At 59.7% G+C, this 12,774-nt stretch carries 12 protein-coding genes and 1 riboswitch; of the genes, 7 read left to right on the forward strand and 5 right to left on the reverse strand.

Annotated elements, in window-relative coordinates:
- Positions 1-32: 32 nt before the first annotated feature.
- Genes fliL through fliR form a run of 7 tightly spaced genes read left to right on the forward strand, consistent with a single transcriptional unit; the run spans position 33 to position 4,236 of the window.
- On the forward strand, positions 33-524 hold the full coding sequence (fliL, locus tag ACRC0P_RS02765) for a flagellar basal body-associated protein FliL (RefSeq protein ID WP_438628256.1): 492 nt from the start codon (positions 33-35) through the stop codon (positions 522-524).
- A gap of 11 nt (positions 525-535) precedes the next feature.
- On the forward strand, positions 536-1,579 hold the full coding sequence (gene fliM, locus ACRC0P_RS02770) for a flagellar motor switch protein FliM (protein WP_438628257.1): 1,044 nt from the start codon (positions 536-538) through the stop codon (positions 1,577-1,579).
- Positions 1,576-2,049 carry a flagellar motor switch protein FliN gene (fliN, locus tag ACRC0P_RS02775; RefSeq protein WP_438628258.1) on the forward strand — a complete coding sequence of 158 codons (474 nt, stop codon included), beginning with the start codon at positions 1,576-1,578 and terminating at the stop codon, positions 2,047-2,049. Before fliM ends, fliN begins: the two co-directional genes overlap by 4 nt.
- Entirely contained in the window at positions 2,046-2,435 is a 390-nt protein-coding gene (gene fliO, locus ACRC0P_RS02780; RefSeq protein ID WP_438628259.1) for a flagellar biosynthetic protein FliO, read from the forward strand. Before fliN ends, fliO begins: the two co-directional genes overlap by 4 nt.
- On the forward strand, positions 2,432-3,181 hold the full coding sequence (fliP, locus tag ACRC0P_RS02785) for a flagellar type III secretion system pore protein FliP (protein ID WP_438628260.1): 750 nt from the start codon (positions 2,432-2,434) through the stop codon (positions 3,179-3,181). The genes fliO and fliP overlap by 4 nt, the downstream gene beginning before the upstream one ends.
- Positions 3,178-3,447 (forward strand): flagellar biosynthesis protein FliQ, encoded by a 270-nt coding sequence (gene fliQ, locus ACRC0P_RS02790; RefSeq protein ID WP_438628261.1) that lies wholly within the window; start codon positions 3,178-3,180, stop codon positions 3,445-3,447. Before fliP ends, fliQ begins: the two co-directional genes overlap by 4 nt.
- A gap of 3 nt (positions 3,448-3,450) precedes the next feature.
- Positions 3,451-4,236, forward strand: coding sequence for a flagellar biosynthetic protein FliR (gene fliR / locus ACRC0P_RS02795; RefSeq protein WP_438628262.1), 786 nt, complete (start codon positions 3,451-3,453; stop codon positions 4,234-4,236).
- Positions 4,237-4,443: 207 nt separating this feature from the next.
- Here the strand turns inward: fliR and ACRC0P_RS02800 are convergent, their stop codons facing one another.
- From ACRC0P_RS02800 to ACRC0P_RS02820, 5 genes are all read right to left on the reverse strand, one after another.
- A complete protein-coding gene (locus ACRC0P_RS02800; protein WP_438628263.1) occupies positions 4,444-6,261 on the reverse strand; it encodes a beta-propeller fold lactonase family protein in 1,818 nt (605 codons plus the stop codon).
- A 95-nt stretch (positions 6,262-6,356) separates the two neighbouring features.
- The gene (locus ACRC0P_RS02805; RefSeq protein WP_438628264.1) at positions 6,357-6,623 is read right to left on the reverse strand and encodes a hypothetical protein; all 267 of its coding nucleotides are present in this window, start codon (positions 6,621-6,623) and stop codon (positions 6,357-6,359) included.
- Between the two features lie 491 nt (positions 6,624-7,114).
- Positions 7,115-7,465 (reverse strand): DUF2149 domain-containing protein, encoded by a 351-nt coding sequence (locus ACRC0P_RS02810; RefSeq protein ID WP_438628265.1) that lies wholly within the window; start codon positions 7,463-7,465, stop codon positions 7,115-7,117.
- Positions 7,452-7,904 (reverse strand): MotA/TolQ/ExbB proton channel family protein, encoded by a 453-nt coding sequence (locus tag ACRC0P_RS02815; protein ID WP_438628266.1) that lies wholly within the window; start codon positions 7,902-7,904, stop codon positions 7,452-7,454. The genes ACRC0P_RS02810 and ACRC0P_RS02815 overlap by 14 nt, the downstream gene beginning before the upstream one ends.
- Positions 7,901-12,301 (reverse strand): cobaltochelatase subunit CobN, encoded by a 4,401-nt coding sequence (locus ACRC0P_RS02820; RefSeq protein WP_438628267.1) that lies wholly within the window; start codon positions 12,299-12,301, stop codon positions 7,901-7,903. The genes ACRC0P_RS02815 and ACRC0P_RS02820 overlap by 4 nt, the downstream gene beginning before the upstream one ends.
- A 250-nt stretch (positions 12,302-12,551) precedes the next feature.
- Positions 12,552-12,751, reverse strand: a riboswitch (cobalamin riboswitch).
- Positions 12,752-12,774: the final 23 nt, after the last annotated feature.

Consider the following 12,774-nt stretch of genomic DNA (forward strand, 5'->3'; position numbering starts at 1 on the left):
AACTGAGAATTTCCGGGCAAAGGCGCGAGTCGATGGCAGAGACCTCCAGCAAATCGTACAGATGGCTGTGGCTGGCGATCCCGACAGGGATACTGGTCACCGCACTGGTCGCCATCAATCTGTACCTGCTGCTGGGGGACAGGGAAAGCGACGACGGCGCCGCCGCCGTGGAAGAAGAGAGAGAAGGTGCTCTTCTGCCCAGCGGCCCCCCAACCTTCGTGAAAATCGATCCGTTCACCGTCAACCTGCAGGGGAAACCCTACAGCAGCCGGCTCCTGTATGTGGGCCTGTCGCTGCAGGTGGGGAACAAGGAAACCCGGGAATTCCTGCTGGAGCACATGCCCCAGGTGCGCAGCCGGCTGTTGCTCCTGCATTCGGCGCAGAGCCCGGAGAAGCTGGCCACGCCGGAAGGCAAGCGGGAGCTGGTCGCCGGCATTCTCGCCGCGCTCTCCGAACCGATGGCCCACCCCCAGCCCGAACTCCTGGTCGAGGACGTGCTCTTCACCGAGTTCATCGTGCAGTAACGGATCCACACATGGCCCAGGACGATCTGCTCTCGCAGAAAGAAATCGATGCCCTGCTCCATGGCCCGGGCGACGGCGACGACGCGGACACCGCGAGCGCCAAGCCCCAGGTGCGCCCCTACGACCCGGTGTCCCAGCAGCGGGTGATCCGCGAACGCCTGCACAGCATGGACATCATCAACGAGCGGTTCGCGCGCCACTTCCGGGTCGCCCTGTTCAACCTGATCCGGCGAAGCGCCGACATCACCGTCGACTCGGTGCGCTACCAGAGCTTCAAGGACTTCGCCCGCAACCTGCCAGTACCCACCAACCTGAACCTGATCAGCATGAGGCCCCTGCGCGGCACCGGCCTGATAGTGTTTCCGCCCAGTATGGTGTTCATGGTGGTGGACAGCCTGTTCGGCGGCGACGGCCGCTTCGTCACCAAATCCGAGGGGCGGGAGTTCACCAATACCGAGCAGCGCATTATCCAGCGCATACTTCAACTGGCCATCAATGCCTACCAAGACTCCTGGAAATCCGTGTACGCGCTGGACATCAGCTACCTGCGCTCGGAACTCCAGGCCAGGTTCGCCAATATCACCAACTCTCCCAACGAGATCATCGTCAACACCACCTTTCAATTGGAGGTGGGCAGCCTGTCCGATCAATTCCAGATCTGCATGCCCTACTCGATGATCGAGCCGCTGCGCGACCTGCTCACCAACCCGGTAGCGGACGGCCGCGACGCCGGCGACCAGACCTGGAACCGGCGCATGGCCGGCGAGATCCGCCAGTCCGAAGTGGAACTGGTGGCGGAATTCGTCAGCCTGCCCAGCCGCATCGCCGCGGTGATGAACCTGAAGCGCGGCGACGTACTGCCCATCGACCTGCCGGACACTGTCACCGCACGGGTGGACGGCGTGCCGGTACTGGAATGCGAGTACGGCAGCCGCAACGGGCAGCGCGCCCTGCGCGTATCCAGGGTGATCGAGCACAGCGGCGCGCGGGCGGCAACGGTTGCCGGCCATTTCATCAAGGGAGCTACGCCGAAAAATGAGGAATCCGAGCGATGAGTGATGCCGATGAACCCGATCTGAACGACGACGTGGCCGTGGCCGAACAGCCCGCCGACGGGGAGTCCGATATCTGGGCGGACGCCCTGGCGGAACAAACGCGGATGGAAGGGGAAGCGGCGGCGGACGACGACACCGCCGCGGCTGCCCGCAATGCCGGCGAGCAGGTCTTCAGGCCCCTGGAGCAGGGCGCGGGCACCGCCGCCCCCCGCGATCTGGAAATGGTGATGGACATTCCGGTGCGGCTCAGCGTGGAACTGGGCCGCACCCGCATCATCATCAAGCAGCTACTCGAACTGGCCCAGGGCTCGGTAATCGAACTCGACGGCCTCGCCGGCGAGCCCATGGATATCCTGATCAACGGCTACCTGATCGCCCAGGGCGAGGTGGTGGTCGTGGAGGACAAGTACGGCATCCGCATCACCGAAATCGTCACCCCTTACGAACGGGTGCACAAGCTCAATCGATGAATCCGGCAACCCCCAACAGCGCCGAGGCCGTATCGGGCATGGCCGCACTGGGCAAGACCGCCCTGGTGCTGGCGGCGATGGTGGCGCTGATCCTGCTGTGCGGCTGGCTGCTCCGGCGGCTCGGCCCGCAGCGCGTACAGGGCGCCTCCGACCCGGGCCTTAAGGTGATCGCCAGCCGCGCGGTGGGCGCCCGGGAGCGGGTGGTGGTGATGGAACTGGAAGGTACCTGGCTGGTGCTGGGCGTGGGCGGCGGCAGTGTCAGCAAATTGCACGAACTGCCGGCGCCGGAGCGGCCAGTCGCGCCGGGTACCGCGCCGGGCGACGGCAGTTTCGCCAACCGCTTCGCCCGGGCGCTCGCGCACAATCTCGGCGGGAGACGGTCGTGATCCGGCCGCCGGTTCTTCTGGTTGTCACGCTGGCTCTGATGTGGCCGGCCGCCGGTGCCTGGGCCCAGGAGGCCCTGCCCGGTATCGTCAGCCAGCCCACCACCGGCGGTGGGCAGCAGTGGTCGATCAAGCTACAGACCCTGTTGCTTCTCACCAGCCTGGCCTTTATTCCCGCGGTGCTACTGATGATGACCTGCTTCACGCGCATCATCATCGTGCTCAGCCTGCTGCGCACCGCCATGGGCACCCAGGCAGCGCCGCCCAACCAGGTGCTGCTGGGGCTTTCCCTATTTCTCACCTTTTTCGTGATGTCCCCGGTGCTTGAAGAGATTCGCGAGACGGCCTGGCAGCCCCTGGCCAACGAGGAAATCAGCTTCGACCAGTTCCTGGAGCGGAGCAGTCAACCGCTGCGGGAGTTTATGCTCGCGCAGACCCGCGAGCCGGACATCGCCCTGTTCGCCCGGCTGGCGGAGGTGGGAAACGTGCAGAGTCCGGCGGAGCTTCCCCTGCGGGTACTGCTGCCGGCCTTCGTCACCAGTGAACTGAAAACCGCCTTCCAGATCGGCTTCACCATTTTCATTCCGTTTCTGATTATCGACCTGGTGGTGGCCAGCGTGCTGATGGCACTGGGCATGATGATGGTGCCACCGGCCACCATTTCCCTGCCCTTCAAGCTGATGCTGTTCGTGCTGGTGGACGGCTGGCAGCTGATTGTCGGGTCCCTGGCAGAGAGCTTTTTCATATGAGCCCGGAAACCGTAATGGACATCGCCTACCGGGCCATGATGGTCACCCTCTACCTGGGCGCGCCCATGCTGATCGCCGCCCTGCTGATCGGACTGCTGGTGAGCCTGTTCCAGGCAGCCACCCAGATCAACGAGATGACGCTGTCGTTCATTCCCAAGATCCTGGGGGTTTTCGCCGTCCTGGTGGTCGCCGGACCCTGGCTGTTGGAGCTGATCACCGACTACACCCGCACCCTGTTCCAGAATATCCCCTTCCTGGTTTCCTGAGCGGTGGTAGAAATCACCTTCGCGCAACTGCACGCCTGGCTGGTGACCTTCCTGTGGCCCTTTATGCGACTCTCGGCCTTCTTTATGGCGGCGCCGCTGCTCGGCCACACCGCCGTGCCGGCTCGGGTCAAGATAGGGCTGGCGGTGCTGCTCAGCGCCGCCGTGGCGCCCGGCCTGCCGCCGCTGCCGGCGGCGCCGGTGTGGTCCTGGGCGGGACTCGGCATCATGGTGGAGCAGACCCTGATAGGCGCAGCCATGGGCCTGGCCCTGCGGGTGATGTTCAGCGCGGTACAGGCCGCCGGGGAATATATCGGCCTGCAGATGGGGCTGGCCTTCGCCACCTTCGTGACCCCGGACGGCGTCAACACCGTGGTCCTCTCGAGGCTGCTGCATATGATCACCCTGCTGATGTTCCTGGCGGTCAACGGGCACCTGATCGCCATCGATATACTGGCCGGCAGCTTCCGCATCCTGCCCATCGGCTACGTGGGACTCGCCCCGGGCGGCCTGGACATGCTGGTCCGCTACGGCGGCACCATTTTCGCGTCCGGCCTGCTGCTGGCGCTGCCGCCGGTAGCGGCGCTGCTGATCGTCAACCTGGCGCTGGGCATTCTCAACCGCTCCGCACCCCAGCTCACCGTCTTCTCCGTGGGTTTTCCCACCTCGCTGACCCTGGGGCTGTTTCTGCTGCTGACGTTGATGACGGACTTCGGGCGATTTCTGCAGCAGCTGTTCGGCCAGGGGCTCGGGTTCCTGCAGCAGTTGGTGGAGGCGCTGGCGCCACTGTAGTAGCGGTCAAGGGAGACGACGCCTATTAAATAAGTAAGAAACGAAAGTCCCGTTTCCGTAAGCTGAGCCGGAAGAGCCTCTCCGAAGTTATCTCCGAAGTCGAACTCCGAAACAGTCCAGGTGACCCCATCCTCCGAGATGCCAAAATGACGGGGAGCCACCATTACGAAGAGCCCGTGTTGAATCCCTGGTTTTTTAAAGGTGAATCTACTTTGTAATTACCATTTGTAATATGACACCGTTCTCACCAACTACAACAAATTGTTCGTCAGCGGACACTATGCCATATAGATCAACAGACACCGGTGAGAGTTGCGAAGTCCAGGTAGCTCCGTCGGGACTAGTAAGAACAATACCGCCGTCACCAACCGCAGCGAACTCCATAATGCTCTCATCCCAACAGATGCCCATCAGAGTTTTCTGTGTACCTGAGGACTGCACAGTCCATGAAATCCCATCCGGACTTGTTATGATCAATCCTAACTGCCCAACCGCGACGAACATCCCGTTTTTCTGACTCCAGCATATATCTACAAGCGAAGGATAAAAGCCTGTATCGTAACTAGCCCAATTCAAACCGTCAGTGCTAATACGAACGTGGGAACCTATTGCAACGAATTTTCCGTTACCATACGTTACACTTTGAAGTGAGGTCCCAGAAGCATCTTTAAACACCTTCCAACCATTGTTTTTAGTGGTTGTAGCGATATATACACCTTTCCCATGTACGCCGCCATATGATCCAACTGCTACAAAAACGTTGTTACCCCACGCAATAGCAGAATATATACCATCAACTATGTGACCATCCCAGTTAGTTCCGTTCGAACCGGAAAAGAAGTTTGGTTTCCTGCTTGAAGCTGTTTTCCCTGTGATCATGAACTCAGCTCCGTTGTAAGCCACGTTATCAAGGTATAGAAATTGGGTGTATGGTAGTGGCGGATTCAATTTCCAGTGTAGACCATCTGTGCTATATATTGTCTGACCGTCTGAACCTGTTGCAACGAACTTCCCTTTACCGTACGTAACAGCAAATAACCGCTGGGTAGTAGGAGATGTAACCTGACTTATTGTGATACCCGCTTCTTTTTTGGATGGCAACATAGTCACGCCAACCGGTCCTCCGTCAATAGGTCTCGTTTCGACTACAGTGTTTGAAGACAGGTCAATTATGGATAGTGTTTTTGAATACTCGTTTGTCACACAAGCAACCGAGTCATCGTTTCGAATCCAGATGTACCGCGGGCCTTCACCAACCGCTATGGTCTTTGTCACCGAATATGAAGCCGCGTCAATTACAGATACGGTAGCACTGTTCTCATTCGTAACATATACAGTTTTTCCATCTGAAGAGAAGAAGGCACATCCTGGCTGGGTCCCGACTTTAATGTCTCTTGTCACAGAAAAAGTATCGGGATCTATGACTGAAACCGTATCGGACGATTTCCCGTTTGTTCCGTAGTTGGTCACGAACAACTCATGAGTTAGAGGACTTACTGCTATCCCAAGAACATAGTTACCGAATCTAGTCGTACCGACTATCGTGTTATCTTTGGTATCGAACGCGGTTACATACCCGCTAAATAAGCTAGTCACGTAGAGACGTGTTCCGTTTGGTGCAAAAGCTATATCGTTTGCTCCACCGTAATTCTTGACCGGAAACGTATCAACCACCGCATGACTATCGACATCGATTACTGAGATCGTTCCGTCAACGATATTGGCAACATATACTTTTGACCCATCAGGGTGAATCGCTAAATCCCAGGGACGCCGTCCAACCGAAATCTCGTGAGTAACTGTTGCTGAGGCAATATCAATAACTGAGACCGAGTCACTTCCGGAATTCGATACATAAACTTTTTTTCCGTCAAAAGCTGACACTGCTCCATAAGGTGTGTAACCAACAGAAATTGTGCTGGTTATTTTCATTGTCTTGAGATCAAGAATCACAACGCTGTTCCTGTCAGGAAGTGTAGCGAATATTGTACCGGTTAGAGATTGAGAACCTTTCGATTTCGACATGTTTCTCCTCCACTTATGTAATCACCACCTACGAAAACAAACAAAATCGTTTCCGAAAGTGCAATTTGAATCATATTATTAATGGTGTTTGCAACCTACCCAATCTTCCGGATTCGATAGGCCTTCTCATATATTTTCCCTAAGTCTTCCTTTAATACTTCCACTCGACGTTTTATCCGGCTACTGTAACGAATAATCCCGCCAGCCGTGTTTCCACCTAAATAATCTTCCCTCATAGCCAAACAGGCAAATGCATCGCACATAAAAGAGCAATAATCAGCAAATTCAACAAAGTCATCATCGAAGTGCATCAAATCGACTTCGAGCGGTGTTTTATCTGGTTTGGATGATTCTTGCGACATTATCCTGCCTCCTGAGCTGGGCTTCGAAACTGGACATTCCAACTTAATACATCTTTTGAAATATCCCATTTCGGGATATTAATGCCCAGGAAAAGGCTGATGAACTAGAACGGGCGTTCTGCGCGATGGCAGACATGACGCCATTGACCGGTAACTTCGGCAGCTAACGAGGCAGTAGAAAAACTCCGCCCTCTTCTTTGTGGTTATATTTGGCCCAGAAAATCGCACTCCTACGTGAATTCTGGACCTGTTTTGTATAGTACTGCCGGTACTACACAAGAAGGACTCGGAGACTTGATGGACACTAGACAATACTGGCCACGCCAAGAAAGGCATCCATTCGGTAGGTGTGGTACGTCAGTGTACTACCGCCATAGTAAAGAGCTGGAGCCGGAGCGGTGTGTCAAGCACATTGCGTCCAACTCACCCGAGCACAGGGTCCCAAAAGGGGTCGCCCCCTTTTCGCCTTTTCTTTTCGTGCCTTTTCGTTACTACTCCCCGCCAATCAAAATCAATTTCCCGGTCTCCGGATCGCGGTAAACCCTACCCAGACTTTCCATACCCTCGCCATTGCCATCAAGGGCTTTCCGAATGGACGCCGGAGCCTCGATCAGTTCCCTGCCCTGCCGGATATCCACTTTGTCTTCCAGCTGGAAATGCTGGCGCAGTTCGCGGCTCTGGGCAATGAGGGCGATCAGCAGGCCCAGTGCGAACACCAGCATCACATCCATGATGTTGGCGAAGCCGGATAGCGGATCGCTGTCCACCTCGCTGAAATGCCCCCGTTTCCAGGACCGGGTTTTGCCGCGGCCGCCGGCGGGGCGCGGATTAAATGTGTTCACGGTGGGCCACTTCCAGGGTTTGCCAGACGGATTCGTACCAGCGGCGGCGCACCCGGCCGATCATGTAGGCCACCAATCCCACCAGCAAGCCGATCACCGTGGTGTCGAAGGCCACGGTCAGCGCTGTGGCGAGGATGTCGATATTGCCGGAGCTCAGTGCCACCAGTCCAGGACCGAGGGGAATCAGGGTGCCCATCAGGCCGAGAATCGGACCGCTGCGGGCCAGCAGGTCCGCCCGCTCCAGCCGGCGCAAGGCGTAGCCCTCGAAGCGGGCGGCCTCGCCGTTGCGGTAGCGGGCCAGGGTGGCGGTGCGTTCCGCCAGGGCGATGCCCAATTCCCACAGGGTCAGCAGCAGGGCCAGGCCGAGGCCGGCAATAACCGGGTACAGCAGCCAGCCGACAATCTGGTGAAGAATGCCCAGGGTGAGTCCGTGGATCATGGTGATTCTCCTCCTTTTGAATGGGCCAGCGCCCGGTAGAAACCGGCGGCGATAATCAGTATGGAAGCTGCCAGGAGCAGCCAGGCCCAGTGGCTTGCCGGGTTTGACCCGTTGCTTCGCTGGCGATCATCGGCGGCGGGCGGCTCGCTTGGCCGGTCGTCACTGGATTGAGGTGGTTGGGCCTGCAGGTCTTCCGGCTCTTCCAGTTCGACTTCCGTCAGCCGGTGCGTTTCTCTGCGCTGTTCCGGTTCGGATTGGGCACGCGCCACTACCGCTTTCAGGGACTCCTGCTGGTCCGGTGCAAGGTGCTGCTCCAGCCAGGGGAACAGCGGGTGGTCCGGTGTGGTATGGCCGCTGCCGGGCAGGCCGTGGGCGGTCACCAGTGCAGTGAACTCCCCGGCAAGTTGAGCGGTGGTGGCGGCATCTTCCTTCCAGAAATCTTTCTGGATGGCTACCAGCATAATAGCCAGCATATTGCTCTTTACATGAACGTTGTGACCTTCCTCCAGGAATTCATCCAGTTGCAGGCCGTAGCGGTCGTCCACGTAGACATCCTTCACTTCCTGCCACGCCCAGTCCCCCACCAGGGCGGGATTGGTCACCTGCCAGCCCCACAGATACTCCAGGAATTCGCTGCCCATGGTGCGAGCGCCGGCGTAACCGTGGGCCATGAGTCCTTTCAGCCATTCCGGGTTGAGGTAGCGGCTCCGCAGTTCCTGGCGCAGGGCGAGGGACAGGGGCCGGACGAGGGTTTTTCCTGGATTGGCGTGGTCGAGCACGTAGTTGTTGGGGGGTTTACCGGTGAGGGTTTCCACCGCCAGGCTGAGGCCGCCCAGGTAGTCGAAGGCGTCGTTGTTGTCGATCAGACCGTATAGGTTGCTGGAACGACCCAGGTAGGTGTTTTCCACGTCACCGAGCACGGTGCGGAACACGCCCTCCACCGGCGCGCCGAAAAACCCACCATCGCCACCGTTGCGGCCAAAGCTGTGGCCCAGCCGACGCAAATAGACCTCGGCCAGTTCCTGCCGTTGCTGCCAGGCGCCAGAGCGGTCCACCAGCCGGTTGACCCCGGCGCCGTAGCTGCCGGGGGCGTCACCGAAGACACGGAGGCTAGCCAGCGCACCGGCTTCCGCCGCGGCGTGGCCGCCGACCAGTAAATCCTGCGCCTGTTTCACCCAGTGGGCGGCCACCTGGTTCTGATCCAGGCTTTCGCTGCCGCCCTGTTGCCCGCCGTAGAGTCCCGATTCCCGCAAGGGTTGCAGGGCCTCCTGCAACGCCAGGGTGAGAGCCGGGTAGTCGCGGACGATGGCATCGGCGCTGGCGTCCAGGGCCATGAGCACTGCCTGGTCGAGCAGCGCCATCTGGCGGCTGTACAGGTCCCGGAACAGACCGGAGGTGGTGAACACCACGTCTCGCCGAACCCGGCCGTCCGCGAGCGGTTGCCGTTCCAGGCCCTTGACCAGGCCACGGCTGTTCCACACCGGTTTCAACCCCAGCATATCCAGACCGAAGGCGATCATCACCCCCTCGTCACGCACCACGTCAGACGCCCAGAGCACCAGGGCCTCCCGTTTGTCAGGATTTTGCGGGTTGCTGGCGCGGGCGTCGGCGGCCATTTCCCGGCCCAGTTCCCAGGCCACCGGGCTGGGAATCAGGCTGTTGTCCAGGGCGTAGAAATTGCGGCCGGTGGGCAGGCTTTCCGGGCTGCGAATGGGATCGTTGCCTGGACCAGGGGCGATAAAGCCACCGTCCAGCCCGAGGAGCAGAGCGCCCATTTCCGCTGCCGGTGACCGGGTTAGCAACTCTCGCCACTGCACCCGTTCGCTGTCACTATCCGGCGCCATGGAGTCGAGCATCATGGCGACGGCATTCTCGTCCCAGTCTCTGCCGAAGACATGCAGCCCCAGAGGCATAAAGCGTTCCTGCAGGCTGGTGAGGTAGTGGCCCACCTCATGCACCAGCATGTCGTCGTCCACCTCATCGAAGCCGATACCCATCACCGCCAGTTCGGCGGACATGGCTTGCGCCAGTTCGTCCCTCAGTTCCAGGGCATCCACCTTGTCGCGAATCTGTTGGACCAGCCGGCTGGTGAGGGTTGGATTGCCGGCATCGTGGTTGACCTCGAAACTCTCTACCAACTGGCGCAGTTGCAGCAGGTCGTCGTACAGCGGGGTGTGCTCCAGCGGCGGCGTGAGGTGATCCACCATCACCGCCAGCCCCCGGCGCTTGGCTTGAATACCCTCGCCGACGCCGTCGACGATGTAGGGGTAAATGCCAGGTATGTCGCTGGCGATAATGCGGGCGTAGTCGTCCGCGGCCAGGGCCACGGCGCGCCGGGGCAGAAACTCGTAGGTGGAGTGGCGCCCCAGATGCACCATGGCATCCGCCTTAAACTCGTCGCGCAGATAGTGGTAGAACGCCAGGTACTGGGGAGTCGGGGGAAACGCCAGGTTGGCATGCAACAGCTCCTCGTTGATCTCCCAGCCCCGGGGCGGTTGCGGGCCGATAAAAACGTTGCCAAAGCGCAACCCCGGCAGCAGTATTTCGCCGTTGTAGGTCATCACCTTGCCGGGAATCTCTCCCCAGCCGCCCAGGCCCTCTATGCCGGTCTGCCGCAGGGCGTCAATGAGCTTCAGCGCCTCCTCCCAGCAGGGGTTGTCTGGCTGATCAATGGACCGGCGATAGCAGCTTTCCAGTTGTTCCAGCAGCGCGAGGGCGCGGCCGCGGCCCGGATGATCCACACCCTCCAGCAGGTGGCGCATTTCCTCCACGGTGTGGTTCAGGGAGTTGGCGGCAAATTGGGGCTTGCCCGCCTCTACGGCGTGCCGGAGCTGCTCGTGCAGGAGGCCGAAGGGACCGTCGACCATTTCCCGCTGCACGGTGGTGGGCAGAGTCTCGAACCATCGCCGGTACCGGTCGGCGGACATGCGCTGGATATTGGGCGCCATCTGCTCCAGGAGATCGGCATTGTTGGGCAGGTTGATGGCCCGGTCCTGCATCATGTCCAGCAATGCTTCCGCGGATTCAGGCAGCTCGCCGGTTCGGTAACCTTCGGCCTTGAGGCGATTTAGGATCTGCCACAGGGAGGCGGGCACGTCCAGGTTGTCGGCGCCGATATTGTGGCGCCCCGGCGGGTGGTTGTAGTAGACGATGGCGATACGCTTGTCTCGGTTGACAGTGACCTGCAGGTGGCGCCATTTACCGATGCGGGACAGCAGGGTGTCGATCCCGTCGTCCACCCCGCCAATGGGCTGGATGCGGATGCCGGTGAGCGGATCGTCCACCTGTTTCCCCGCGGTGGCAATCACCAGCGGTTGACCAGCGCCCTGCAGTTCCGGCATGGCCACCTGATAGTAGACCTTGTCCCGGGCCATGCCGTCGGAAGAGAGCTGCCACTCCGCAGCGGTGCGGTCCCGTAATTTGATGGCTTTCAGTACCGGGACATTGAGGCGGGTGAGGGCGTCGGTCACTTTTTCCCGACCCTCCCCCCCGCCGATAACGAAGTCCTGCAGCATTACCACCGCGCTGAGCCTGGATTTCAGGGGCGCCAGCGCGCGCGCCGCTTCCACACCCGCCTCACCCCAGTAGGACAGGCCCACCAGACACTGATGACCGATTTGTTCCGCAGCACGGCGGCATATCTCCTGCAGCAAAGCGTTGTCCGCCGGTCGGTCGCCACCCGCGTGGTCCAGCATTACCAGTACCGGTCTATCGCTGGGGATGGGCGGCAGCTCCGTGCTGAATTCGCCGCCGAACTGCCAGCGCAACCGCGGCACCGGCTCGGCGCCGGGTACTGCAATATCGGCCCCGAGAAATCGGAAAGCCCAGGCAAACAGGTTGGCGGTATTGGCGCTGCCCCCCGCCTGCCAATAGCGGCGGGCGGTAATCCAGTCCGCCTGTTCGGGGTATTCCGACACTAGCTTGTCCAGCACCTGGTGGAAATTCTTGCTGGGCTGGATGCCGGCGATGTGGCGCAATTGCTCGTCGTCGTTGAACACCGGCCGGCCGCCGAGGCGGCTGTGCCTGAGCAGTCGGTGATCGCTGTTCATAATCAGCAGCGGTGTTCCCGTACGGCCAAACCACAGTTCCAGTTCCGCCACGGCGGCACCGTACAGCCCCACTCCCAATACCAAATCGCTGCCAGCGATAAGTTGTTTGATCTCCGTCGCAGGCACTTCCCGAAGCTGGGCGTCGCTGCGGGCGACGATGCGATAACCCGGGTGGCGCCGGTCAAACTGCTGTGCCGCCTCGGCGATGGTTTCGGCATTGCGCTGTGAGACCAGCACCAGTAGCTGGCGATCCGACGCATGGCTGAGCAGGGTGCAGGAGAGCAACAGGATACCCAACAGTAGCGGGTAGTAGGGGCGGATAACGGTCACCCTGAGAAAGCGATACATTAAGCTGTCTCGACCAGTCGGAATATGAGGCTATAAAACGCGCAGCGTCCACCGACTTCCAGGGTGTGGCTGACGGCGGCGAGGGATAGCCATCGAAATAAAAGAGCCCTTCTCATTATTATTCCTCAAACGTGTTGTTTCACGGCGAGAAGAGGAATGACAGGTCGACGGAACCCGAAAAAGAATGCGAGTACAGACCGCACTCAGAAGCCCTCCGCTTCATCGTCACAGATACTGTACGAATGGCAAAACCGTGTTTTCCCAACAGGCCGGTTTCGGGCTTGTGAATCCGGTGGATTCACTTACCGTTGCGGGGGCAGCGGAGGTTTTGTTGTAACGACTCTTGCATTCCAATGGAGTGGTTACAACGCACCACACTTCCCGCTTATCCTGCTCCAGACCGCCCGGGCGAGAGAGGGTCGAGCAGGCACCTGATGCAGGGAGCGCATTCTAGTGTTGTTGGGAAGTGGAGT

The organism is Microbulbifer sp., from assembly GCF_051659245.1.
Lineage (GTDB): Bacteria > Pseudomonadota > Gammaproteobacteria > Pseudomonadales > Cellvibrionaceae > Microbulbifer.

Excerpts from the sequence above, each read along its gene's own strand:
- fliL (WP_438628256.1), top strand. The coding sequence starts at position 33 with ATGGCAGAGACCTCCAGCAAATCGTACAGATGGCTGTGGCTGGCGATC.
- fliM (WP_438628257.1), top strand. The coding sequence starts at position 536 with ATGGCCCAGGACGATCTGCTCTCGCAGAAAGAAATCGATGCCCTGCTC.
- fliN (WP_438628258.1), top strand. The coding sequence starts at position 1,576 with ATGAGTGATGCCGATGAACCCGATCTGAACGACGACGTGGCCGTGGCC.
- fliO (WP_438628259.1), top strand. The coding sequence starts at position 2,046 with ATGAATCCGGCAACCCCCAACAGCGCCGAGGCCGTATCGGGCATGGCC.
- fliQ (WP_438628261.1), top strand. The coding sequence starts at position 3,178 with ATGAGCCCGGAAACCGTAATGGACATCGCCTACCGGGCCATGATGGTC.
- ACRC0P_RS02800 (WP_438628263.1), bottom strand. The coding sequence starts at position 6,261 with ATGTCGAAATCGAAAGGTTCTCAATCTCTAACCGGTACAATATTCGCT.
- ACRC0P_RS02805 (WP_438628264.1), bottom strand. The coding sequence starts at position 6,623 with ATGTCGCAAGAATCATCCAAACCAGATAAAACACCGCTCGAAGTCGAT.
- ACRC0P_RS02815 (WP_438628266.1), bottom strand. The coding sequence starts at position 7,904 with ATGATCCACGGACTCACCCTGGGCATTCTTCACCAGATTGTCGGCTGG.
- ACRC0P_RS02820 (WP_438628267.1), bottom strand. The coding sequence starts at position 12,301 with ATGTATCGCTTTCTCAGGGTGACCGTTATCCGCCCCTACTACCCGCTA.